This is a genomic window from Cloacibacterium sp. TD35 (assembly GCF_028864635.1).
GTDB lineage: Bacteria > Bacteroidota > Bacteroidia > Flavobacteriales > Weeksellaceae > Cloacibacterium.
In genome coordinates this window covers 2,368,974-2,392,432 of sequence record NZ_CP104850.1, presented here as the reverse complement: position 1 = coordinate 2,392,432, position 23,459 = coordinate 2,368,974, and the positions used below count along the sequence as shown (strand labels likewise).

Here is a 23,459-nt window from a genome sequence, read left to right as displayed (position 1 = left end):
AAAAACCGAAATAAAGAAACTCATTAAAAAGCAAATAAAAAAAATCTTTTTCATGAAAATGTAAATAGACTATTATCATACAATATTAGAATAAATTTTATGAATATCCTTAGATAATATATATTTTTAATGGGAAATGAAATAAAAGAGATTAAATAAATGAAGATGAAGATTTTAATAGTAAAAAGCTATATCTTAATTATTGGTTTTTAATTTTTTGTTCCCTTAAAAAATTTTATCTTCGTAGCTCAATTTTTAAATGATAATGAAAAAAATTATACCGTTCCTTTTCTTGGTGATTTCTACAGCACTTTTTTCTCAAGATGGAATAAAATTCGGAAAGCAATCTTTTGCTCAAACCCTAGAACAAGCCAAAAAAGAAAATAAACTCATTTTTTTAGATGCTTTTGCTTTATGGTGTGGTCCGTGTAAATTGTTAGACAAAAATGTATTTCCTAAAAAAGAAGTGGGCGATTATTTCAATGCCAATTTCCTGAACCTTCACATTGACATGGAAAAAGGAGAAGGAATAGAAATTGCAAAAAAATACAGCATTTATTCTTATCCTACATTGCTATTCATAAATGGAGACGGAAAAGTAGTTTACAAAGCTGCAGGTTACATGAGTCCGCAAGAACTCATTAGTATTGCCAAAGAAGCCGTGAATCCTGAAAATACTTTAGAAAATAAAATTGCGAAGTTTGAAGCAGGAGAAAAAGACCCGGAATTTTTGATGGGATTGATTAAAAATACCTATGCAACTGATTTTTCATTGGCTCAAAAAGTGGCTACCCGTTATTTCCAAACGAGAACAGACGCTACATATTCTAAAGAAGAAGCAGGAATGTTGTTGTTTTTCACCAAAACCATAGATGATGATTTGTATAAAATCTTCACGGCAAAAAAGGCAGAACTTTCTACGCAAATTCCAGAAAGTTATTTGGAGGAATATGATAAGCAACTCAAATTGAACAAGGTTTTACAAAAATCTTTCGATGCCAATACACAAAGTATTAATGAACAAGTTTTTTTAGCTGAAGGAACAAAAATTTATGGTGAAAAAGAAGCAGAGCAACTTTTGAATAAAATCAATATGGATTTATTTTTTACTCAAAAAAAATATGATGATTACGCAAAATCAGCTTTGAATTATTATCAAAATCCTAAAGATTTTGCCACCGATGAACTCAATAATGTCGCTTGGAATTTTTACCTCTACGTTACAGATAAAACTTTGTTGACTCAAGTGACGCAATTGTGTTTAGAGGGCATTAAAAAAGAAGAAAATAGCCAGAATACAGATACATTAGCCAATATTTATTATAAATTGGGAGATAATAAAAATGCTAAACTTTGGGCGAAAAAATCTATCGAAATTGCTAAAGCGAAAGGAGATGAATACGCATCAACTGAAGAATTATTAAAAAAGATAAAGTAAAAGGATGGCGTTTAAAAAGTTTTTCTTCCTCGTTTTCATGAGTTTATTTGTTCATTATAATGCTCAAACTTATGTAAAAGTCAATGGTTTCACTTTGCCTGCTCTGATGTTAAATGCAGGAATAGAGACAAAACTTACGGATAAAACTACTTTTCAAGCAGATGTTTTCGTTTCTCCTTGGAAATCTGTTTTTGGAAATAGAATGCTTTTTGCTATTGGTACTTTAGAATATCGTTATTATTTTACCGAAAGTTTTAAAAATTGGTATGTGGCTGCTAATACAGGAGTAGCGATTTATAGAATGCAAAAATATAACCATCTCAACACAGGTATTCATCAAGAAGGATATTCTATACTTTTAGGCGGAACAGTAGGTTATGTAGTAAAAGTAAATGACAAAATAAATTTAGATATATTTTTAGGTGGTGGCAATGCACAATCTAGATATAGATCTTATTATAATGCTTTCCCAGATATAAGAGCAGACAAAGAAGAAGGAGCTTCTATTAACGGAAGCGGAGAATGGATTCCTTATAAAGGAGGAGTAATGATTTCTTATCAAATAAAATAATATGAAAATAAAAAGTGTAAAATTTTTAGCAGCTTTGATAATTACTTTCGTAATTGTATTTTTGATGAATTACATCGGGAATACACAGCCAGATAAACTACAAAGTGCTATCCTTAATGGACTTGGCGGAATGGTAGGTCTTACAATCGGGATGATTATTTACAACCGAAGCAAAAACGATAAATCTGGCCCGCAACATTTCGATTAAATTACGGCCAAAAAACTTCTTTGCTGTATCGTAAAATCATCAGCATTACGATGATTAAAAATACAATTCTGATAAATCCATTGCCTTTTTTAAAGGCAATTTTTGTTCCTAGAAAGTTTCCTGCAATATTAAAAACCGCCATTAAGATAGCCAGTTCTAGCAAATAATTTCCGTGGCTGATGAAAACCAAAAGCGCTGAAATATTGGTGATGCAGTTCACCACTTTAGCATAGGCAGAAGCCGAAAGAAAATCAAATCCTAAAATTACCACGAACGCCAAGACAAAGAAACTCCCTGTTCCAGGCCCAAAAAATCCATCGTAGAAGCCAATTACCGCTCCAATTAATGCTCCGAAAATCATTTTTTTGGTTGTACTTAAATCTTTGGTCGCAACATTTCCTAAATCTTTTTTGATGAAAGTATAAATAGCAATCGCAATCAGAATAATTAAAATTAAAGGTTTTAATGCTTCAGAATCTAAGTAACTCACCGTTCTGGCTCCCAAAAATGAAAACAGAAAGGAAAAAATCGATATGGAAAGCAAAACCTTCCAATTGAAGCGTATTCTTTTGGCGTATTGCACCGCTGCAATACTTGTTCCAGACAGTGCGGCTATTTTGTTGGTTCCAAAAAGTGTTGGCAATGCCAATTGAGGAAATTGAATCAACAAAGCGGGCAATTGTATCAAACCACCACCGCCAACTATTGCATCTAAAAAACCTGCAATAAAGGCAAATGCTGCTAAAAAGAATAGCGTATAAAGACTGTAATCAGAGAAAAAATCCATTTAAAGTTGATTAGTTTTCATAAAGAACATATTTGAGACGGATTTTCTCGAAATTTTCTAAATCTTTTTGCCAAGATTTTCTAATTTCTGCTTCTGGAGTTCCAGATATAATTTGCTTGCGCAATTCATCTGTCCCTGCTAGTGTATCAAACCAAAGGTTTTTCAAGAAGAAATCTTGAACTTTTTTGTCAAAATTTTGATACGCATCAATGACGAAGCTTAAATCTAATTTTGCTTTAATTTCTGGAAATTGACGTAAATCTTTTCCAAAGCATATTTTACCATTCAAGAAAGGGTCTTTTGCACCAGAAGTAGGTTTCGGAGTAAAAGAAAATTCCTGATTTTTTAACCAAGGACTTCCATACACCTGAAATGGAAAATCTGTTCCTCTTCCTACAGAAACTTGTGTTCCTTCGAAGAAACAAAGACTAGGATAGAGGTTGATGGATTGATCATTGGGTAAATTAGGTGAAGGTTTTTCAGAAATAGGATATCTTTTATTTTTATGATAATTCAGCATTGGAATGAGCGTATATTTTACTTGTACTGCATTTTTCATCCATTTTTCGCTATTTACCATTTTTCCGTATTCCCCAATTGTTAATCCATATACTACAGGAACTTTGTGCAATCCTACAAAACTAGTCCATTTTTCTTTTAAAACAGGTCCGTCTGTATAACCATCATGAGGATTCGGGCGGTCTAGAACAATGATTTCTTTACCATTTTCTGCGGCAGCTTCCATTACGTAAGTGAGTGTAGAAATGTACGTGTAAAATCTTACACCCACATCTTGAATGTCAAAAAGTACAATGTCTACTCCTTGTAATTGTTCAGGTTTTGGTTTTTTATTGTCGCCATAAAGCGAAATAATCTGTAAACCTGTTTTGGTGTCAATTCCGTTTTTTACATGTTCACCAGCATCTGCAGTTCCACGAAACCCGTGTTCTGGAGCAAAAATATGTTTGATTTTGATATTGTTTTGAACCAAAAAATCTACCAAATGTGTTTTGTCAGCTAATAAACTCGTTTGATTAGCGACTACTGCTATAGTTTTGTTTTTCAGAAGAGGCAAATAGAGTTCTGGTCTGTCTGCAGCGTTTTTAAAACAATTTTCTTCTTTATTTTTTGGTTTTTCTAAGGCAATTTCTACCGTTTTTACAGGTTCTGGAGTGGGATTTGCATTGTTTTTTTGAGTGCTACAACTTTGTAACCCAAAAATCATTAGCATAATAAGAACTAAATCTTTAATTTTGACACTTAAATTCATTTGATTTTGAAATTTCCAATATATTTTTCTAAAAAAATAGCGTTCTCCAAAGATAACAAAAATAATCTTTCACGCGTGATTGTCTTCATCGGAAGGCTTTCTGTAGCGCTGGGAATTATTGTTTCATTGGTGACAGTTTCTACGGGTTTAGGCTCCAAAAAAGCCATTAAAAATCGTATGGCAGATTTCGTGGGACACATTTCTGTGAAATCTACTAAAAGCAATTCTTCCTATAACTCTTCGGTACTTCACAAAGAGGGATTAAACGTAAAGGGAATTCAAAATCTACCAGACGTTTCTAATACGCAATCGTATGCTACGGTTTCTGGGATTCTGAGAACCGAAGAAAACTTTGCAGGGGTTATTCTAAAAGGCGTTGCCAAAGATTTTGATGCAGAACGTTTTCAGAGTTTTATGGTAGCTGGAGAAGTCCCGGAATTCAACGAAGAAGGCTATAATAATCAAGTCATTCTTTCTGATAAAATTGCAAATGATTTGCATCTGAAACCCAAAGACAGCATTGTAGCGATTTTTTCTAAAGAAGACCAACAGCCCATTTATAGAAAATTTGAAATTTCTGGAATTTACAAGACAGACATCAAAATGATAGATGATTTGTTTATCATCGGCGATATTAATCACGTGAGAAAAATTCAGAATATGGCAAAAACTGATGTGGGAGGAATAGATATTTTCTTGAAAGACAGTGATGATATGGATGCCATTTATCCAAAAATTGAAAAACTTATTGGTTACAAAAATTACGCAGAAAAAGCAACAGATAAATATCCGCAAATCGTAGATTGGATTAATATTTTTGATACCAATATCGGACTGATTATCACGATTATGCTGATTGTAGTAGTTATTAATATCATTATGGTTTTGCTTATTCTCATTATTGAGCGCACTAATTCTATCGGGATGCTGAAAACATTGGGTGCAACCAACGGACAAATTCGAGCGATTTTTATCAACTATACTTTGCTGATTATGATTCCTGGATTAATTATGGGGAATGTAATAGGTTTAGGATTTTTGGTGCTTCAAAAAATCTTCGGATTTATCAAACTCAATCCAGAAAATTACTATGTAAGCACAGTTCCTGTTGATCTAAACCCTGTTTACATTTTGGGAATTTCTGTTGGGATTTTGGCGATATCTGCTTTCGCTCTTATTTTGCCTAGTTATCTAATTTCTAAAATTTCTCCTGTAAAAGCGATTAAGTATAATTAATTATTTTCTAAAATTTAATCAATAGTTAAAAGTCAGGTTTTAATTTTTGGTCATTTTCTAAAAATAAAAATCGTATTTTTGCGGCTCAAATTTTTACAATGAACTACGCAAAAAATATTTTAGAAACGATAGGGAATACACCGCTAGTAAAGCTAAATAAAGTTTTAGGAGAAGATTTTCCAGCATTGGTTTTAGCAAAAGTAGAAACCTTCAATCCTGGGAATTCTGTAAAAGACAGAATGGCACTTAAAATGATTGAAGATGCTGAAAAAGACGGTCGTCTGAAACCTGGAGGAACCATCATCGAAGGAACTTCTGGAAATACAGGAATGGGATTGGCTTTAGCAGCAATTATAAAAGGTTACAAGTGTATTTTCGTAACCAATTCTAAACAATCAAAAGAAAAAGCAGATATTTTACGTGCTCTAGGAGCTGAGGTAGTGATTTGTCCTACTGATGTAAAACCTACCGATCCTCGTTCTTATTACCAAACTGCAAAAAGATTAACCGAAGAAACTGAAAACGCTTGGTATGTAAACCAATATGATAATCTTTCTAACAGAGCAGCGCATTATGAATCTACTGCACCAGAAATTTGGAAACAAACCGAAGGGAAGTTGACTCATTTTGTAGTAGGAGCAGGAACAGGAGGCACGATTACAGGTTGCGGAACTTTTTTCAAAGAAAAAAGTAAAGACATCAAAGTAATCGGTGTAGATACTTATGGTTCTATTTTGAAAGAAATTCATGAGACAGGAGAAATCCATTATGATCATGCTTATACCTACATCACAGAAGGAATTGGTGAGGATATTTTGCCTGAAAACTATGACATGTCTGTAATAGACCATTTCGAGAAAGTTACCGATAAAGATGGTGCGATTTATGCTAGAAAATTAGCTAAAGAAGAAGGGATTTTCTGTGGTTATTCTGCAGGAAGTGCTATTGCTGCAATTAAGCAAATGCAAGATCAATTTACCAAAGATGATATTATAGTAGTTTTGCTTCATGACCATGGTTCTAGATATGTAGGGAAAATCTACAATGATGATTGGATGAAGGAAATGGGCTGGTTAGACTAGTACGAAATAATCAATTCAAAATAAAAAAATCGGGAAGAGTAATCTTCCCGATTTTTCATATCAAATCAAAATTACTTTCCTCTATTTAAAACTAGTTGATGAACCATAGCATATAAATGAGGAACATAAAATATTTCTTATCAATTCATGCAATTTCCATTTCCAAAACCGTTTCCTCTACCTCTATTTCCTCTACCTTTTCCTTGATTTTGGCATTGCATACCATTTTGCATACCGCATTGTTCCTGTTTTGCGCTGATAATCTTTTCATATTCATTTTTAGAAATATTTTTAGAAATATAATTGGTATTTCTCATTTCTAAATTACGTGAAAATGCTCTCAAATGATTTCTAGAAGCACATTCTAGAAATTTGTAAACATTGGCGATGTCTTGATTTTGAGTTTCTTTGGTTAATCTTTGCAAGTCGTAAATATCTATATCTTCTATCGTTGCTCCTGCTTTTAAAGCTTCAATTTCAGAAGTTTTTCCTTTTGCAGTAAGGTCGTTATATAATTTTTGAAGATTTTGATTTTTAAATTTTCCTTCGGGAAGAATTTCGTAAGGAATTTTATTTTGTTCTAAAAGTTCTTGTAATTTTTGCATATGTACTTTTTCACTTTCTTTAATATTAGCAAAAGGTCTAGTTTCCCATTTCGAATATAAAAAAGTGTACACATCATGTGCTAATTTTTCTTCTTCTAGCATAAATAGGAGAGAAGAAGTGTCATTTTCTATTGTTTTTTTAGGAGTAGAATTAGTGAAAATTACCATTCCAAAAATAATGAGAAAAACTAAGGTAAAAGATTTGGTTTTCATTTCTGTGAGATTTTTATATTAGACAAAAATCATTACAGAAAGTTAAGTTGATTTTTACAAAAAAATAAGGTAAATCATGACATGTCAATAAATATTACCATAATTAGATGAAATATTACCAATTAAAGAAAGAGTGATTAATCATATTGTAAACCGCAAGGATTTACCGCGCCGCTAATGATATTTTTAAATTTTTTACCAGAAATAATTTGATGGTTGTAGTTTTCATTTTTTTCTTTCAATGCTCTGTAAAAAACAAAAAGATGATTTCTAGTGCCACATTCTATACCATTTGCGGCTTCTCTAATGCTAGATTTTTGACTATTTTTTCTTACGATATAAATATCATTTAGGTTTAATTCCTCTATTCCTATGGCGGTTTTCAGTGCAGAAATTTCATCTGTCGCATCAGAAAGAAGTTGCTTTTTAAGATTTTCCGTTTCTTCTATGGTCTCATTTTCTAGAACATTGATATTCTGCTTTGCAAGAATATTTTTCCAGATTTCAATATGTTTTTGTTTTCTTTTGGCAATATTTCCGAAAAGGTTGTTTTGATATTGATTATGAAAATTTTCGTAAACTTCTTTTGCAATTTTTTCTTTGCCAATGAGTTGTGTAATTCTAGTGATTTCTTTTTCAGAAAGTTGAGATGAAGTTCTAGCTGTATTCGGTTGCATTAATGAACAAGAAACGAACAATATCGAAAGTGAAAAAGCGAAGATAAATTTCATTTTTAAAACCATTTATTCATTAAATCGACTAATTTATGAGTCAAATTTTTTCTAGAGAATTGCTCAATATTTTCAGCGTTTTGGTTCAGCGTTCCTGATTTCCAATTTTCGTAAGATTCTAAAATAAATTTCTTTAGATTTTCTTTTTCCTCGTAGCTAAAATGTTTTCCAGCTTTGGTTTCGTTCAAGATTTTTTCTACATCAGCATCTTTTGGACCGAAAGAAAGAATGGTTTTTCCCGTTGCCAAATACTCGAAAATTTTTCCTGGAATAATTCCTTTTGAAGATTCTTGAGGGAAATTGGTCATCAATAAAACTGATGAATCTTGCATGTGTTTTAGCGCAACATCATGCGTTTGATAACCCAAATTGGTTAAGTTATTTTTAAGAGCTGAACTTTCTATTTTCTTTAAAATTTTATCGTCTAATCTTCCTACAAATTTCAGTTGAAAATCATTTTTGAAGTCTGCATTTTCTTGAATGAAATCATTTAATGTTTCCCACAGAATTTCAGGATTTCTGAGTTGTTCCAAGACACCGATGTAACTTAATGTGAATTTAGCGGTAGAATTGGAGAGTGGTAGAGTTTTAGAGTTCTCTTCTGTCATGCTGAGCGTAGTAGAAGCATCTACATCAAACCCATTCGTAACGCAAAAAGCATTTGCGCCTTTCTTTCTGAAATTTTTAGCATCAGTATAACTTGTTGCCAAGGTAATATCTGCATTTTTAAACACTTCAGATTCTAATTTTCTATGCTTTTTATCGGCTATTTTAGTCAGTTTCAGATGTTTGTAATACGAAATTTCAGTCCAAGGATCACGGAAATCTGCAATCCATTTTAAGTCTGGGAATTTTGTTTTAAGACCTAAACCAATCAAGTGCAAAGAATGTGGTGGGCCAGTTGTCACCAAAACATCATAGTGATTGGCTTTTAGATATTTTTCTAAAAATTCTACGGAAGGTTTTACCCAAAAAACACGCGCATCTGGAATAAAGAAATTGCCACGAACAAAAATCGAAAGTTTGGCTTTCCAAGATTGATTTTCACCTACATCAAACTGCCCTGCTTTGAATTTTTTATTGTCTTTCCCAAATTTTTCTGCCAATTGATAAGGTTCCCAAATTTTGGTTTTAATCATTTTGAGATTTTTGGGAACGTCTTTTTGTAAAGTTTCATCTACAATCGGATAACTCGGATTTTCTGGAATAAAAACGGTAGGTTCCCAACCGAAATCAGGTAAATATTTTACAAATTTCAACCAACGCTGAACTCCCGGTCCTCCAGCTGGAGGCCAGTAATAAGAGATGATTAATATTTTTTTTAATTCTTTTTCCAAAGATTTTTACAATTTATTCAGTTTTTAAAACTTCTTTTTTTCTAATGAGAAAATAAATCCCTACCAAAGAAAGTAAAACAAACAATCCAAAAGCAATTAAGGAAATAGTTTTTCCTTTGGCTATCACTTCTGGTTCGAATATCATTTTTACCGTGTGATTTCCCGCTGGAACGTAAACGGCTCTCAATAAATAATCAGCTTTAATGTATGGAACTTCTTTTCCATCTACAAACATTTTCCAACCTTTTGGATAGTAAATCTCAGAGAAAATTGCCAATTGTGGAGTTTTAGACTGTGTTTTATATTCTAATTCATCGGCTTGATATTTCGTTAAGTCTACATAAGCAGTAGAATCAGCTGCTAAATTTTTTCCTTCGAAATATTTTTTATCATCCTTCGAAATAACCGCCGTTTTTTTAGAATCAATATTTCCTATTTCATCTATTTCTTCATTCGGAGAATTCACAAATTTAATATCAGAAATCAGCCAAGCATTTCCATTCGCATTCGGATTGATCTGAACTTGAGGTTCCTCTAAACTTCCGCCTACTACATATTTGGTATTCAATAAATTGAGAATTTGCGGAATTTGAGCAGACTTCACACTATCTTGAGCATAGAAATAATGATTGATTAAATCGTCATATCTTCTTAATTTTACAGCATGATAACCACCAACAGAAGCTTTGTAATAAGAAGTGTTGGTTTCATTAAAAGGCCCTAAAAGTTGGTTGAAAATTCTATAATGAGTTTTATCTTTTTCAGTGATTTCTTCTAAAGTTTTATTCATATTCGCTCTAGAAAGCAAATCATTTAAAAGAGGATTTTCGCCTGCTTTTCCAGATAAATAATCTGAATTTTCTGTCACAAATGGAGTTTGTGCAAAAGCTTTATCTACAAAATTATCGCTGTTTAAATATCGCTTGTTGACAGACCATAAATCAAATAAACTTACCAATCCTATAATGATTAAAGCAATGTTTTGAGATAATTTTTTCTTCAATGCAAAATAAAGTGCTAAAGCGGTGATTGAAACATAAATTATGGCTTTAATAGCATCTATTCTAAACATCGTGAAGCGTTCGCCAACCAGATAATCTAATAAATATGAAGGCAAATAAGCAGTTTCGTTTGAAGTAGAAAATCCGAGTAAGCTTTTCCCGAAAATTACCAATAATAAAGTAATTCCAAGCACAGAAGCACTTCCGTAAACTAAAACTTTTTGTTTGTATTCTTCTGTAAGTTTTTCGTCATTGAAAAATCTGTACAGTCCAATGATTGCAATGAGTGGAAACAATAATTCTACAACAACTAATATAGAACTTGGTGCTCTAAATTTGTCATAAAACGGAACAAATTTGATGAATAATTCAGACAACGGCATGAAATTACTTCCCCAAGCTAAAAGCACAGAAAGTACAGACGCGCCTAAAATCCAATAACGGTATTTTTTCCACCCGAAGAAAAATCCTAAAATGGCTAAAAATACCACAATAGCTCCTTGATAAGCTGGTCCAGATGTTCCTGGTTGGTCTCCCCAATAGGTTAAGCTTCCTCCAAATCCTTTAGAAATTTGGTCATATTCTTCTTGTGAGGTTACATTTTCTTGTACCAATTCTTGAACTTTTTTCATCATCTCATCTGAACCTTCTTCATCGCTTGCTCCTCCCATTGCTCTTGGAATGAATAAGTTCAAGGTTTCTAGTTTTCCATAGCTCCAGTTCAGAATTTCTTGTTTTTTCATTCCGTCATTATCTGCAGCATTGTGCTCAGATTTCAGAATTTGTTTTCCACGAACGGTTTCTTTTACATATTCAGAATTGGCGAGAAGTCTCTGGCTGTTCATTCCAATTCCCAGAATCATCGCCAAAGCTAGAATTCCCGAAGAAATGAAGAAATGTTTCCATGGTGTTTTTCCTGTAGCTGCTCTTACCAACTCAGACAGGAATAAAAATCCTAATGCCAAGAAAAGGTAATACGTCATTTGAGGGTGATTAGCGGCAATTTGCAAGCCCATGAAAAGCGCAGTTACAATGAATCCAAGAATATATTTTTTACGAATATAGACAAGTAAAATCCCTGCTAAAAGTGGTGCAAAGTATACCAGAGTGGCTACTTTACCATTATGACCAGCTGCAATGATGATGTAGAAATACGTGGAAAGTCCAAAAAATGTGGAACCTAACAAAGCGTATTTCCAATTTTTGGTTGTAACATAACCGAGTAAGAAAAATCCAGCAAAAAGCAGAAAAATAAAATTCGCAGGTTTTGGCAAAAAGTTCAGCGTGTCATCTATTTTTTTGATGAGGTCTCCTCTAAACTGTGAACCCGACTGATAAGTAGGCATTCCGCCAAACATCGCATCACTCCAATAAGTTTCTTTGCCGTTTTCGGCTCTGTAGTCTAAGAGTTCTTTTGCGCCACCTTTGTATTGTACAATGTCATGTTGCAAAAGTTGTTTCCCAGAAATGATAGGATTGTTATAAACTAAAGCTAAAACTACAAAAATCGCCAATGAAATGACGATGTAAAGAATGTTTTTATTTTTCAGCATATTTTGCAAAAATTTATCTTTTGTTGTTTGTTTCGGAAAAACTCCGGTTCTATGATTTAGGTCGTTATTCTACCTTTTTTCTTTTTCCTCTACTTCTTCATATTCCACAGTTTCTGCATCCCATTTTACTTGTTCTTTTTTAGGTTTTGCAGGTTTTGGTGAAATGTTTTCTCGGTTTCTAGGATTAAGACCAGGAAAATTTTTATAAAATTGATTAAAGAATATCCTTTTCAAAATATTCCAAACAAAGAATATAATGATGGTTGCTAAAACTAATTCGAATAAATATTTGACCAGTGCCATTTTTTAAAATTTATAACTAGGATTGATTGAAACTAAAGAGTTGGTCTTTTTAGACATGGTTTGAGATTGTTTTCCGTCACTCAGACTTTCTTTTTCCGTAGTGTTCATTTGGATTTTAGAGCCTAGAATCCAACCAGAGTTGGCGTCTATTTTTATGGTTCCCGTTTGTACACCTTCTATGCTTACAGAATGCGTCATTCCGTTTTTAGACTGTGTTTTTGCTTTTCTAGGAATTCCACCTTTTATGGTAATTTCCGCAATTCCGTCTTCTACTTTTGCTAGGGTGTAAGTGGTATTTATTTTTACGCTTCCATCTGGAGTTACATTGTCAGACTGTGTCCAGGTTCCGCCTAATTTCACTCCTTTTGCAGGAAGAATATTTAGGTTTTTCCCAAATTGTTCTTTTAAAAATTTCTCGTTGAAACTTAGTTTAAATCCTTCCATGAAATTTTTAAGTTGTGCAGCATCTTTAATTATAGAAGCAGCAGCATCATTGGTTTTTTTATAAATAGGATCAAAACCTGTAATCGAAAGAATTTTCCCAGTTTTGTCCATCGTAATTTTTAATTTATTACCTGTTTGTGCTTTTTGTACCGCCCACATAAATTTTTGTTGAGCATCTTCAGGAGCGCTTCCTTTCGTGTCTATGGATTGGGTTTTTCCCTGAGAAGTCGCAGACATTCTTTTCCCAACCAGCGTCATAGAAATTTCGTAATTTCCTTTTGCATCGATATTATCTACCGTAAAAGTCATTTCGTCTGTAGATTCATTCGTTCCAGAAATGTTTTGTTTCCCGTCAGAAAGCGTTTGCACATCTCTTTGGTAAGTGCTGAAAGGATAAGTTTTTCCTTTTTCTAATTTAAAAGTTGCATGGTAAACACCCAAAGAATCTTTGATGGCAGAATTTTCTACTTTTGCCGTTTCTTTATCTTTCACAGGAACTTCTACGGTGATGGTTTTTCCTGTTTTAGGGTCAACTTTGGTTACGGTTTTTGTTTCTTTTTGACAAGAAACTATTGCTATTGAAAGCAGCGCTATTGCTGTAATTTTTTTCATTGATTTTAATTATTTTGTATCATTTGAAGCAAGAATCTTGCCTTTTTATTCACTTTTAGTCCTGCTTTCGCGACTCGCTTTTTTGTTTTTTTGTCATGCTGAGTAGAGTCGAAACATCTAAAAAAAACAAAAAGAGCTCAAACACATCGCTTAATCAGGGCTATTATTCACGGGTTGATTTTTTTTAGATCTTTTTGAAAATTCTTTATTTTTACAATTCTCCCACTATTTTCTGTCTCACTGCTTCATAAAGAATAGCTCCACAAGCTACAGAAACGTTCAAAGATTGTGTTTTTCCAGTGATAGGTAATTTTATTTTTTCATCAGCATGATGCATTACTTCTTTAGAAATTCCTGTTTCTTCATTTCCCATTACAATGGCGCAAGGTTCTGAAAAATTAGCATCATAAATCATTTTTTCTGCCTTTTCAGTCGCTGCAAAAACGGTAACTCCCGATTGTTGAAGAAAATCTACTACGTGAGCCAAATTATTTTCTTTACAGATTTTCACATTGTAAAGTGCACCCGCCGAAGTTTTAATCGCATCAGAATTGATAGGAGCAGCTCCTTTGTCTGGAATTACAATTGCATCTATTCCTACACATTCTGCAGTTCTGGCAATCGCTCCGAAATTTCTTACATCTGTTAAACGGTCTAAAATCAATAAAAACGGAATTTTTCCTTCCTCAAAAATCTGTGGTAACAAATCCTCGATTTTATAGAACGGAATTTCTGAGATAAAAGCGACAACGCCTTGGTGATTTTTTCTCGTAAAACGATTCAGTTTTTCTACAGGAACGGTGTTTGGTCTGATGTTGTATTTTTTCAGTAATTTTTTTAATTCTGAATAAATCTCACCTTGTAAACCACCTTGTACAAAAATTTTGTCGATGGTTTTTCCAGCTTCTATCGCTTCCATTACAGGTCTCAAACCGAAAATGAAATCTTCTTTTTCGCTTTTAGATTCGTTATCTGAATTTCGATTGTTGTCAAAACGAGGTTTTCTGTCGAAATTTTTTGGTCCAAAACTTCTTCTCTCACCTGAGTTATATTTTTTATTAAATTCTCCCAATTTTTTGATTTTTAAAATTTATTAAACTTGCTTTTAACAAGTCTTACTTTTACTTGGTTATTTTTACTGGGCTCTTAGAACTGTTCTCCTGCTAAAGCACGTTTTTGAGCCATTACGTATCCAAAATGTAAACTTTCGTGCATGTTGTTGAAAATGATTGCATCTTGTATGTTTTTTAAATCAATTCCAAAACTTGTAGAATAAGCGGTATAATCTGGGAAAAAATCATCATCATAATCTTTCATCAAAATTTTAGAAGTTTCTATCAAAAGAAAACCTAAATCTTCTACTTCAGATTCAGAAACATCCAGATTAGGAAGAGTGCCTTTTTTGTAAGTATCTACCCAATATTTGTCTATTCTAAAAGGATTTCCGCTTAAATAGTAACACAAAAGTTGCTGAGTAGCTACGCAATGTGCAATATTCCAATAAATATTATTGTTAAAACCATCTGGAATGGTCAATAAGTCTTTGTGAGACGTATTTTGCAAAATATTCAGAAGGTTTTTTCTTACTGCTCTATGATTTTGAAAATGAGTATTCATTTAAAATTGATTTTAATCTCCAAAAATACTGAAAAAGGCTGGAATTTTATACTTGATGAGGGAAGTTTTTGGAAAATTTAAGAAAACTTCAAACATCCAACTTCTAGCACTCAATATTTTAACAAACTTTAACCAAAATTTGGCATTAATTGTGTTGCCAATTCCTTGAAAATCGTGAAATTTACAGTCTAATTTTTCAAAAAATTATGCAAGAACTTAATCAAGCCGAAGATATTAAACAACTCACCGAAAAAGTAAAAGAACAGAACGTTTACTTTTCACTTTTGAAAAAGGAAATTAACAGAGCAATTATCGGACAGGAATACATGGTAGATAGACTTTTGATTGGTCTATTGGGAAATGGTCACGTTTTGCTGGAAGGTGTTCCTGGTTTGGCAAAAACTTTAGCCATCAAAACCCTTTCAGAAGCGGTTCATGGAGCGTTTTCTAGAATTCAGTTTACGCCAGATTTATTGCCTGCAGACGTTATTGGTACGCAGATTTATAATGTGAAAGAAAACGATTTTTCCATCAAAAAAGGTCCTGTTTTTGCAAATTTTGTTTTGGCGGATGAAATTAACCGTGCTCCAGCAAAAGTGCAATCTGCACTTTTGGAAGTAATGCAAGAAAAACAAGTGACAATTGGTGATGAAACCATGAAATTGCCAACGCCGTTTTTGGTTTTAGCAACTCAAAACCCAATTGACCAAGAAGGAACTTATCTTTTGCCAGAAGCACAAACTGACCGTTTTATGCTGAAATGCAAAATTGATTATCCAGAGTTTGAGGAAGAAAGACAAGTCATGAGAATGGTTTCAACTTCAGATATTCCTCAAATAAAACCTGTGATTTCTTTGGAACAAATTGTGGAAGCCAAAAAAATCATCAATCAAATTTATTTAGACGAAAAAATAGAAAAATACATTCTTGATATGGTTTTTGCGACCAGATTTCCAGAAAAATATGGACTTTCTGAACTTAAAAATTACATCAGTTTTGGGGCGTCACCTAGAGCTTCTATTAATTTGGCGATTGCTTCCAGAGCTTATGCTTTCTTAAAAGGAAGAGCTTTTGTAATTCCTGAAGATGTAAAAGCAATTGCTAAGGATGTTTTGCGTCACAGAATTGGTCTAAGTTTCGAAGCGGAGGCGGAAGATGTAGATGCTGATGCAATTGTAGATAAAATTTTAGGAAAAGTTCAAGCGCCGTAATCAGTTGAAAATTGAGAATTGAAAGTTGAAAATGTTTTAATCTTTAAATTCTTTAATTTTTAAATTTTCGAAATGCAAATAAAAGATATCGTCAAAAAAGTAAAACAAATAGAAATCCGTACTCGAAAGAGAACGGAAAATACTTTGATGGGGCAATATCACAGTGCTTTTAAAGGTCAGGGAATGGCTTTTGCAGAAGTTCGTCCGTATCAATTTGGAGATGATATTCGCAGAATTGATTGGAATAAAACCGCACGTTTCAAAGAACCTTATGTAAAGGTGATGGAAGAAGAACGAGAACTCACCATGATGATTTTGGTTGATATCTCTGCTTCTATGAATTATGGAACAAAAATTCAACTGAAAAGAGAATTGGTGGCAGAAATTTCGGCAAGTTTAGGATTTTCTGCGGCAGGAAATAATGATAAAGTAGGGCTGATTTTGTTTGCGGATAAAGTCTATAAAGTAATTCCGCCACAGAAAGGTAGAAAACATATTTTAGCCATAATTTCAACGATTTTGACTGCAGATTATGTGCAGGCAGAAACCAATATAGATGCTGCTTTAGAATACATGATGCATGTTTTCAAAAAGAAATCTTTGGCGTTTCTTTTTTCTGATTTCGCAGATGAGTTTGACGAAAAATTATTGAAAATTGCTTCCAAAAAACATCAATTATTAGGCTTGAGAGTTTTTGACGAAAAAGACAATGAAATTCCAGATGTAGGTTATGCTTTTTTCAGAGATATAGAAACCGGAAAACAAATTTGGGTGAATACATCTAACCAAAGATGGCGTTACAATTATGCAGAAGCTCAAAAACAAAAAATAAGACACCTGAGAGAAGCTTTTGAGAAAAGCTCTGCAAGCTTTGTAGAAGTAAAAGCAGAGGAAGATTATACCAAGATTTTGTATAATTATTTTCAGAAAAAATAGAAAATAGCAATTAATGAAGAAAAATTTTTTAAAAATTTTCAATCAATATATAGACCGACAACTCGATAAAGTTTCGCCAAATCTAAAAAGGTTCAAATGGCCTTTTGTTGCTTTTGGAGTGATTAAAAAATTGGCTTTGGTGTTTGTTTTGGTTGCTCAATGTTTTTCTGCGCAGACCCTTTCGTCTAATTTGTCTAAAGAAAAAATTGCGCTTGGCGAAAAAGCAACATTTCGATTAACCATCAATGGTTTAGAAGGAAAAGATGTGATTTCTAAACCTAAAAATGAACTCTTGCCTTTTCATTTAGAGGAAACACAAGACGAAATCAACAAAACATACGATCAATATACCAGAACTATAGAATTTCAGGTTTTTGAGGAAGGAAAATTTACCATTCCAGAGCTGGAGTTTTCTATAAATGGAGCAGAAACCATCAAAACGATTCCTTATGAAATCACGGTTTATAATCCTGTTAATGCAGATGATCAAATCAACGATATTATGAACAATAAGCAAGTTGATTTGGGTTTCAGTGATTATTGGGAAATGTACAAATGGTATATTTTAGGAGGTTTGGTGATTTTTACTTCACTGTTTTTATTTTTAAGTTTCTTCAAAAATGGGGTTTTCAGAAATTCGGGTAAAGAGAAAAGTCCGATTCATAAAACATTACAAGATCTGAAAAATCTTGAAAAGAAAAAATACGCAGAAAAAGGAAATTACAGAATGTTTTATGTAGAATTGATAGACATAACCAGAGCGTTTTTGGTAAAACAATATCACATTCCAGCAGATGTTTTGTTGACCGATGATTTAATCGATATGATGAAACATACCAATAAAATTTCGCCAGAAAATGAAAAAATAGTGGAGGAGGTTTTTCTGAGAGGAGATTTGGTGAAATTTGCTAAAATCCTTCCAAATCAAGAATTAATGGAGTGTGATTTTTTAGAAATTTATGAATTTGTAGAGCGTTCGGTTACAGATGTTGAAGCAGAACATTTAAGAGAAGTGCATTAAGATGAATTTTCAGATAGATAGTCCATATTTTTTATTGCTATTCTTGCTTTTTATTCCGCTTTTGATAAGGGATTTTAGCAAGAAGAAAAATTCGGGAATCAATGTTCCGACTACCCGAAATATGTCTGTATCAGGAAGTTTTTCTTTGGTTCAAAAATTTTTACAATTTTCTAAATACATCATTCTTTCCGCGCTCATTATTGCTTTGGCAAGGCCTAGAACTTACACCATTTTTAGCGATAGAGACGAAACCAAAGGCATTGATATATTTTTAGCGATTGATATTTCGCCAAGTATGTTGGCCAAAGATTTAGAGCCAGACAGAATTTCGGCTTTGAAAAAAATTGCAACTGATTTTGTCAAAAAAAGGGAAGGTGACAGAATAGGAATTGTAGAGTATTGGGGAGAAGGAATTACAAAAGTTCCGCTCACGTCTGACCATCAAGTGGTTTTAGATGAAATTAGAGACATGAGTCCTAGTGAAGAACTTACGGGAACAGCCATTGGAGAAGGGCTTTCTGTAGCTGTAAATCATTTGAAAGACAGTAAATCAAAGTCTAAAATCATTATTTTAATGACTGATGGCGTAAATACGGTTCCAAATGCAATGCCACCACAGTTTGCAGGTGAATTGGCAAAATCTTACGGAATTAAAGTTTATACAATAGGAATCGGGACGAATGGTTTTGCGCTATTTCCACAGATTACCCCTTTTGGAATAGAGTTTTTTGAACAAGAAGTGCAGATTGATGAAGCTACGCTTTCTGAAATTGCAACCCTTACAGGCGGAAAATATTACAGAGCCACTTCTAACGTGAGTTTAGAAAATATATATAATGAGATTAATTCTTTAGAAAAATCGAAAATTAAGACCAATAAAATTTACAATTACGAAGAATATTTCAGGGTTTTTCTTTGGATTGCTTTGGCGTTTTTATTGATAGATTCAGTTTTAAGATGGAGAATTTTCAGAATTTTTAATTAAAATAGAAATGAATTTTAGTCTAGGAAATATTTGGTATTTATTGCTGTTATTACTTTTACCGGTAATAACGTGGCTTCTTTTTGGTTTCAAAAAATGGAAATCAGAAAGGAGAAATATTTTTGCTGAAGCTCAATTTCAAGAAGATTTATTTTCAAAAAATTATCATTTTTCTAGATTTTTCCCAGCTTTATATTTATTGGCTTTTGTTTTTTTGATTTTAGCAATGGTAGATTTTCTAGGAGGAAAACAAGAAATGAAAATCCAACAAAAAGTAAATTCTGTGATTTTTTTGCTGGATGTTTCTAACTCTATGAATGCGCAAGATGTGCAACCTTCTCGATTAGAACAAGCTAAAAATATTTTAATTAACACGATACAGAATTTGGGTGATGACAAAGTAGGAATCGTAGTTTTTGCAGGAGATGCACAATCTATAATGCCTTTGACAACAGATTATTCTGCCGCCGAAACTTATATTGGAGCGATAGAAACTACTACTATTGGGAAACAGGGAACAGATTTTCTAAAAGCGGTAGAAGTAGCCAATGAAAAGTTTAAAAACGTTCCAAAAGGAGCTAAAAAAATTGTTTTGATAAGTGATGGCGAAGATAATGAAGGAAATGACAAAGCTGCTATAGATGAAGCATTGAGACAAGGAATAACCATTACTTCTGTAGGAATAGGAAAGGATGATGGTGCACCTATTCCTATTTATGAATTTGGGCAATTAATGGGTTATAAAACAGATGCTCTCGGCGAAACTATTATTACCAAAAGACAAACAGAAGCATTGATGTCTCTCGCTTTTGATACCAATGGCGAATATGTAGATGGTAATGATTTAGACACAGCGGTCAATAAAATTGTTTTGCAACTCAGAAACCAAAAAGGAGCTTCGGAAACATTAGTAAATACACAATCTGCGGTGCATTATTATCAATGGTTTTTGGGCGTTTCGCTTTTTATATTTGTCATTATTTTTCTTTTTAATCCTAAAAAAGATTTCAATTTTTAAAAATGAAAACTTTAGAAAACGCAAAACCTTGAATTTTAGTCTTAAAAATCCACTTTTTTATCAATTATTTAACATTTTTAGGATTAAATTTTAACAATTAAAGCGATATTTTTGTACCAACAAATGTTGAGAAAGTTTTTTGTACATATTAGCTTATTTTTTCTTGGTCTAATTGCCGTTAAAGCCCAAGAAAGTTTAAACACCCTAATCTTCAGAGGAAACCGAAGCTTCGACAAACAAAAGTATGGCGAAGCTACTTCTACATTTTCGGAAGCGGTGAAAAAAAATGAAAAAGATTTTGGGGCGCATTATAATTTGGGCAATTCTTTGTACAAAATAAAAAAGTACGATGAAGCGATTTCCGAGTATCAAAAAGCACAAAAAAACACCAATAATAAAGATGAAAAAGCAGCTTCTTATTACAACGAAGGAAATGCTCATTTGCAAAATGGTGATGGAGAAAAAGCAGTTAATGCCTATAAAAATGCTTTGAAGTATGATCCAGATAATGAAGCGATTTTAAAAAATTTACAAATCGCCAAGAAGAAGCAAAAGCAAAAAGACAATAAACAAAATCAACAAAACCAACAGCAAAATCAACAAAATAACCAAAATAAAAACCAAGATAATAATCAAAATCAGCAAGGAGATCAAAATCAAGAAAATAAAAATAACAACACTAAAAATCAACCCAACGGTAATATAGGAGATCAGAATAAAGGAAATGGGAATCAAGGATTGGAGAAACAAAATCAGAAAAACGAACCGCAGAATCCTAATGACCCCAATAAAATTCCTAAAGATTTGCAAAAATTAATTCTGCAAAGAAGTGCAAATCAAGAAAGAGAAACCGCCAAAAAGTTACTCAATAAAAATGGTTACTATTCACCAGAAAGCAATACTAAAGACTGGTAATTAATGCAAAAAATTCTCAACATATTATTTTTTGTAATGTCTGCAATTTCTTACGGACAAGTTACCGTTTTGACTGATGTCAATACCAAAGAGCCGAAGCAAAATGAGCCAGTTGTACTCACCATTGTACAAGAAGTGATAGGCGAAAACATGGAACAGCAAACTCCGCTTCGTCTTCCTGATTTATCAAAATTTGATATTGTGGGAAGTGCTTCAGAACAAAATACTTTCATTGACCAGAAAAAAGGAATCAGAGTAAACCAAATCATTTATCAATTATATCTTCAGCCAAAAGTTACAGGAAAAGTAAAAATAGGCTCGGCTTTACTTACCGTGAATGGTAAAATCTATAAGTCTGAACCTTTTGACATTTTGGTGAAAGAAACGTCACGAGCAGAAACCGAATATCTTTCTAAAGATGTTTATTTGAATCTAGAGGTTCAAGACAAGGAAGTCTATGAAAATCAGCCAACTGTAGCGGTTTTGAGAGCATATAGTAAGAATTTTGATAACTTCAGAAAATTAGAAAATATAAAATTTCCGCAGCAGAATAACGCGAGAATTAAGCCTATCGGTTACAAAAAACAAGACATAGAAAATGTAAATGGCGAAATGGCTTCGCAAGTGATTGCTATGTTTATTATTTTTCCAGAAGAAGCGGGTAACGTAGAAATAGAACCTGTTTCGGCAATGGTGAAAACTCCAGAAATCAGTAAAATTATTTCGAATAAGGTTAAAATTAATGTAAAAACATTGCCAAAAGATTCTCCAGAGAATTTTAAAAACGCGGTAGGGAAGTTTCATATTTCGATTAAAGAAATTGCAAAAACAGAACCTCTTGAGGTAAATAAACCGATTGATGTTTTGGTAAGAATTTCTGGTTTGGGAAATTTAGACGAAGATAAATTGCCAAAATTATTAGAATCTAAAGATTATACTTTTTACAAGCCTCAGATTATAAGTAAGTTATCTACCAATGAAAATGGAGTAAAAGGTTATATTACCGCTAAATATGTAGTGATTCCTAAACATGAGGGAAAAATTAATATTTCTACTGAACCGTTTTCTTTTTTCAATCCAGAACTGAATCAGTACATAGATTTGGGAGTGAAAAGTATTGTATTAAATGTTCTAAATTCAGCTCAAATAGCAGCGCAAAAATCAACGATTGACATTGTTGATGATTATACTGCTAATGTTTTAAACAGCGTTCCTTTACCTGTTATTGAAAAGGAAAAACATACTCAGTCTTACCGTTTTAATTTTAAAAATCTATTTTCTGGTTTGGCGGTTCTTGTTATGGGAACTTTCCTTTTCTTCTTGTGGATTAGACCTAAGAAAAAAACCTTAGTTACTGTAGAAAATAAACCTATAACTACGATAAGAGAAGAGGAAGAAAAAATTAAAAATCTTCTAAAACTAGGCTTTGAAGCTAATTTAGAATATCTGAAAACGCTTATGTCTAATAGAGACTATTCAGCATTTTTTGCTACTTATGAAGAATTGCAACAAGATGCAGAACAGCATATTCAGCGAAAATTTGGAATGGGCTTGAAAGCATTTTTAGAAAATTACAAAGGTTCTCAGTTCACCGAAGATTTCAAAAATCTACAGCAGCAAATTTCAATAGAAAAATTCTCGCCTATTCATGACGACTCCCATTTAGAAGAGCTTTACAACTCTATAACTGCGATGTATTCTGAAATTATGGAATAATAAAAGTATTTCATACTTTTGTGAAAATAATAAAAAAATCACACTATGTTAGAATCGTTTTCTTTTAAAGAAACCTTGACTTGTTTTATGGTTTTGTTTGCAGTAATCGATATTTTAGGTTCTGTTCCTATTATTGTTTCTCTTAGAAAGCAATTCGGGCATATTGATGCAGAAAGAGCATCAGTAGTTTCTGGTGTATTAATGATTGTTTTTCTTTTTGTGGGAAAAGAAATGCTCAAATTCATCGGGATAGATGTGAATTCGTTTGCTATTGCAGGTGCTTTGGTTATTTTTATTATTGCTTTGGAAATGATTTTGGGAATAGAAATTCACAAAGTAGAAAACGTGAAGGCAGCTTCTATCGTTCCGATTGCGTTTCCTTTAGTTGCCGGAGCTGGAACATTGACTACTACCTTATCACTTCGTGCAGAATTTCATGTAGTGAATATAATTTTAGGGATTTTGCTCAATACCATTTTGGTTTACATTGTTCTAAAATCTGCCAATTTCTTAGAAGAAAAAATAGGAGATGCTACGCTGATGATTTTCAAAAAAGTTTTTGGAATTATCCTTTTAGCGATATCTATTAAATTATTTACCGCTAACTTTGCACAGTTATTTTCTACATACGTACAATTTTAAAATTATCAAT

The 23,459-nt window shown here is 32.7% G+C and carries 23 protein-coding genes; 13 read left to right on the top strand and 10 right to left on the bottom strand.

Annotated elements, in window-relative coordinates; all coding sequences use genetic code 11:
• Positions 1-265 precede the first annotated feature (265 nt).
• Genes N7277_RS11075 through N7277_RS11065 form a run of 3 tightly spaced genes read left to right on the top strand, consistent with a single transcriptional unit; the run spans position 266 to position 2,217 of the window.
• Positions 266-1,438, top strand: coding sequence for a thioredoxin family protein (locus tag N7277_RS11075; protein WP_274779597.1), 1,173 nt, complete (start codon positions 266-268; stop codon positions 1,436-1,438).
• A gap of 4 nt (positions 1,439-1,442) precedes the next feature.
• Positions 1,443-2,009, top strand: coding sequence for a DUF3575 domain-containing protein (locus tag N7277_RS11070; RefSeq protein ID WP_274779596.1), 567 nt, complete (start codon positions 1,443-1,445; stop codon positions 2,007-2,009).
• A 1-nt stretch (position 2,010) separates the two neighbouring features.
• Positions 2,011-2,217: a hypothetical protein gene (locus tag N7277_RS11065; RefSeq protein ID WP_274779595.1), complete on the top strand. Its 207-nt coding sequence runs from the start codon at positions 2,011-2,013 to the stop codon at positions 2,215-2,217.
• Between the two features lies 1 nt (position 2,218).
• Here the strand turns inward: N7277_RS11065 and N7277_RS11060 are convergent, their stop codons facing one another.
• Positions 2,219-3,004 carry a sulfite exporter TauE/SafE family protein gene (locus N7277_RS11060; protein WP_274779594.1) on the bottom strand — a complete coding sequence of 262 codons (786 nt, stop codon included), beginning with the start codon at positions 3,002-3,004 and terminating at the stop codon, positions 2,219-2,221.
• A gap of 10 nt (positions 3,005-3,014) precedes the next feature.
• A complete protein-coding gene (locus tag N7277_RS11055; protein WP_274779593.1) occupies positions 3,015-4,274 on the bottom strand; it encodes an exo-beta-N-acetylmuramidase NamZ family protein in 1,260 nt (419 codons plus the stop codon).
• A 6-nt stretch (positions 4,275-4,280) separates the two neighbouring features.
• Here N7277_RS11055 and N7277_RS11050 point away from each other — a divergent pair, with 6 nt between their 5' ends.
• Together N7277_RS11050 and N7277_RS11045 are read left to right on the top strand one after the other, a co-directional pair.
• A complete protein-coding gene (locus tag N7277_RS11050; protein ID WP_274779592.1) occupies positions 4,281-5,510 on the top strand; it encodes an ABC transporter permease in 1,230 nt (409 codons plus the stop codon).
• Positions 5,511-5,608: 98 nt separating this feature from the next.
• The gene (locus N7277_RS11045) at positions 5,609-6,592 is read left to right on the top strand and encodes a PLP-dependent cysteine synthase family protein (protein WP_274779591.1); all 984 of its coding nucleotides are present in this window, start codon (positions 5,609-5,611) and stop codon (positions 6,590-6,592) included.
• Positions 6,593-6,732: 140 nt separating this feature from the next.
• Here the strand turns inward: N7277_RS11045 and N7277_RS11040 are convergent, their stop codons facing one another.
• The 8 genes from N7277_RS11040 to N7277_RS11005 form a co-directional block, all read right to left on the bottom strand.
• Positions 6,733-7,410 carry a DUF2202 domain-containing protein gene (locus tag N7277_RS11040; RefSeq protein ID WP_274779590.1) on the bottom strand — a complete coding sequence of 226 codons (678 nt, stop codon included), beginning with the start codon at positions 7,408-7,410 and terminating at the stop codon, positions 6,733-6,735.
• Between the two features lie 137 nt (positions 7,411-7,547).
• A complete protein-coding gene (locus tag N7277_RS11035) occupies positions 7,548-8,141 on the bottom strand; it encodes a DUF2202 domain-containing protein (protein WP_274779589.1) in 594 nt (197 codons plus the stop codon).
• Between the two features lie 2 nt (positions 8,142-8,143).
• Positions 8,144-9,478, bottom strand: a complete 1,335-nt coding sequence (locus N7277_RS11030; protein WP_274779588.1) for a glycosyl transferase family 1 — start codon at positions 9,476-9,478, stop codon at positions 8,144-8,146.
• A 13-nt stretch (positions 9,479-9,491) separates the two neighbouring features.
• Positions 9,492-12,032, bottom strand: coding sequence for a YfhO family protein (locus N7277_RS11025; RefSeq protein WP_274779587.1), 2,541 nt, complete (start codon positions 12,030-12,032; stop codon positions 9,492-9,494).
• A 69-nt stretch (positions 12,033-12,101) separates the two neighbouring features.
• Positions 12,102-12,335: a hypothetical protein gene (locus tag N7277_RS11020; RefSeq protein ID WP_274779586.1), complete on the bottom strand. Its 234-nt coding sequence runs from the start codon at positions 12,333-12,335 to the stop codon at positions 12,102-12,104.
• A gap of 3 nt (positions 12,336-12,338) precedes the next feature.
• Complete coding sequence (locus N7277_RS11015; RefSeq protein WP_274779585.1) at positions 12,339-13,391, bottom strand: DUF6263 family protein; 1,053 nt, start codon at positions 13,389-13,391, stop codon at positions 12,339-12,341.
• Between the two features lie 211 nt (positions 13,392-13,602).
• Positions 13,603-14,310, bottom strand: coding sequence for a 23S rRNA (guanosine(2251)-2'-O)-methyltransferase RlmB (gene rlmB, locus N7277_RS11010; protein ID WP_446715142.1), 708 nt, complete (start codon positions 14,308-14,310; stop codon positions 13,603-13,605).
• Between the two features lie 227 nt (positions 14,311-14,537).
• Positions 14,538-15,008: a DinB family protein gene (locus tag N7277_RS11005; protein ID WP_274779584.1), complete on the bottom strand. Its 471-nt coding sequence runs from the start codon at positions 15,006-15,008 to the stop codon at positions 14,538-14,540.
• A gap of 206 nt (positions 15,009-15,214) precedes the next feature.
• Between N7277_RS11005 and N7277_RS11000 the strand changes: the two genes are divergently transcribed.
• The 8 genes from N7277_RS11000 (at position 15,215) to N7277_RS10965 (ending at position 23,449) form a co-directional block, all read left to right on the top strand.
• A complete protein-coding gene (locus tag N7277_RS11000; protein WP_213195561.1) occupies positions 15,215-16,219 on the top strand; it encodes an AAA family ATPase in 1,005 nt (334 codons plus the stop codon).
• A gap of 72 nt (positions 16,220-16,291) precedes the next feature.
• Positions 16,292-17,155 carry a DUF58 domain-containing protein gene (locus tag N7277_RS10995; RefSeq protein WP_213189630.1) on the top strand — a complete coding sequence of 288 codons (864 nt, stop codon included), beginning with the start codon at positions 16,292-16,294 and terminating at the stop codon, positions 17,153-17,155.
• Between the two features lie 121 nt (positions 17,156-17,276).
• The gene (locus N7277_RS10990) at positions 17,277-18,176 is read left to right on the top strand and encodes a BatD family protein (protein ID WP_446715141.1); all 900 of its coding nucleotides are present in this window, start codon (positions 17,277-17,279) and stop codon (positions 18,174-18,176) included.
• A 1-nt stretch (position 18,177) separates the two neighbouring features.
• Positions 18,178-19,161 carry a VWA domain-containing protein gene (locus N7277_RS10985; protein WP_274779582.1) on the top strand — a complete coding sequence of 328 codons (984 nt, stop codon included), beginning with the start codon at positions 18,178-18,180 and terminating at the stop codon, positions 19,159-19,161.
• A gap of 7 nt (positions 19,162-19,168) precedes the next feature.
• Complete coding sequence (locus N7277_RS10980) at positions 19,169-20,176, top strand: vWA domain-containing protein (protein WP_274779581.1); 1,008 nt, start codon at positions 19,169-19,171, stop codon at positions 20,174-20,176.
• Positions 20,177-20,299: 123 nt separating this feature from the next.
• The gene (locus N7277_RS10975) at positions 20,300-21,091 is read left to right on the top strand and encodes a tetratricopeptide repeat protein (protein ID WP_274779580.1); all 792 of its coding nucleotides are present in this window, start codon (positions 20,300-20,302) and stop codon (positions 21,089-21,091) included.
• Positions 21,092-21,094: 3 nt separating this feature from the next.
• Entirely contained in the window at positions 21,095-22,807 is a 1,713-nt protein-coding gene (locus N7277_RS10970) for a BatD family protein (RefSeq protein ID WP_274779579.1), read from the top strand.
• 45 nt (positions 22,808-22,852) lie between these two features.
• Positions 22,853-23,449, top strand: a complete 597-nt coding sequence (locus tag N7277_RS10965) for a MarC family protein (protein WP_274779578.1) — start codon at positions 22,853-22,855, stop codon at positions 23,447-23,449.
• Positions 23,450-23,459: the final 10 nt, after the last annotated feature.

Coding starts and splice junctions, on each gene's coding strand:
- N7277_RS11075 (WP_274779597.1), top strand. CDS start 266: ATGAAAAAAATTATACCGTTCCTTTTCTTGGTGATTTCTACAGCACTT.
- N7277_RS11070 (WP_274779596.1), top strand. CDS start 1,443: ATGGCGTTTAAAAAGTTTTTCTTCCTCGTTTTCATGAGTTTATTTGTT.
- N7277_RS11065 (WP_274779595.1), top strand. CDS start 2,011: ATGAAAATAAAAAGTGTAAAATTTTTAGCAGCTTTGATAATTACTTTC.
- N7277_RS11060 (WP_274779594.1), bottom strand. CDS start 3,004: ATGGATTTTTTCTCTGATTACAGTCTTTATACGCTATTCTTTTTAGCA.
- N7277_RS11055 (WP_274779593.1), bottom strand. CDS start 4,274: ATGAATTTAAGTGTCAAAATTAAAGATTTAGTTCTTATTATGCTAATG.
- N7277_RS11045 (WP_274779591.1), top strand. CDS start 5,609: ATGAACTACGCAAAAAATATTTTAGAAACGATAGGGAATACACCGCTA.
- N7277_RS11040 (WP_274779590.1), bottom strand. CDS start 7,410: ATGAAAACCAAATCTTTTACCTTAGTTTTTCTCATTATTTTTGGAATG.
- N7277_RS11035 (WP_274779589.1), bottom strand. CDS start 8,141: ATGAAATTTATCTTCGCTTTTTCACTTTCGATATTGTTCGTTTCTTGT.
- N7277_RS11025 (WP_274779587.1), bottom strand. CDS start 12,032: ATGCTGAAAAATAAAAACATTCTTTACATCGTCATTTCATTGGCGATT.
- N7277_RS11020 (WP_274779586.1), bottom strand. CDS start 12,335: ATGGCACTGGTCAAATATTTATTCGAATTAGTTTTAGCAACCATCATT.
- N7277_RS11015 (WP_274779585.1), bottom strand. CDS start 13,391: ATGAAAAAAATTACAGCAATAGCGCTGCTTTCAATAGCAATAGTTTCT.
- rlmB (WP_446715142.1), bottom strand. CDS start 14,310: ATGGAAGCGATAGAAGCTGGAAAAACCATCGACAAAATTTTTGTACAA.
- N7277_RS11005 (WP_274779584.1), bottom strand. CDS start 15,008: ATGAATACTCATTTTCAAAATCATAGAGCAGTAAGAAAAAACCTTCTG.
- N7277_RS11000 (WP_213195561.1), top strand. CDS start 15,215: ATGCAAGAACTTAATCAAGCCGAAGATATTAAACAACTCACCGAAAAA.
- N7277_RS10995 (WP_213189630.1), top strand. CDS start 16,292: ATGCAAATAAAAGATATCGTCAAAAAAGTAAAACAAATAGAAATCCGT.
- N7277_RS10985 (WP_274779582.1), top strand. CDS start 18,178: ATGAATTTTCAGATAGATAGTCCATATTTTTTATTGCTATTCTTGCTT.
- N7277_RS10980 (WP_274779581.1), top strand. CDS start 19,169: ATGAATTTTAGTCTAGGAAATATTTGGTATTTATTGCTGTTATTACTT.
- N7277_RS10975 (WP_274779580.1), top strand. CDS start 20,300: ATGTTGAGAAAGTTTTTTGTACATATTAGCTTATTTTTTCTTGGTCTA.
- N7277_RS10970 (WP_274779579.1), top strand. CDS start 21,095: ATGCAAAAAATTCTCAACATATTATTTTTTGTAATGTCTGCAATTTCT.
- N7277_RS10965 (WP_274779578.1), top strand. CDS start 22,853: ATGTTAGAATCGTTTTCTTTTAAAGAAACCTTGACTTGTTTTATGGTT.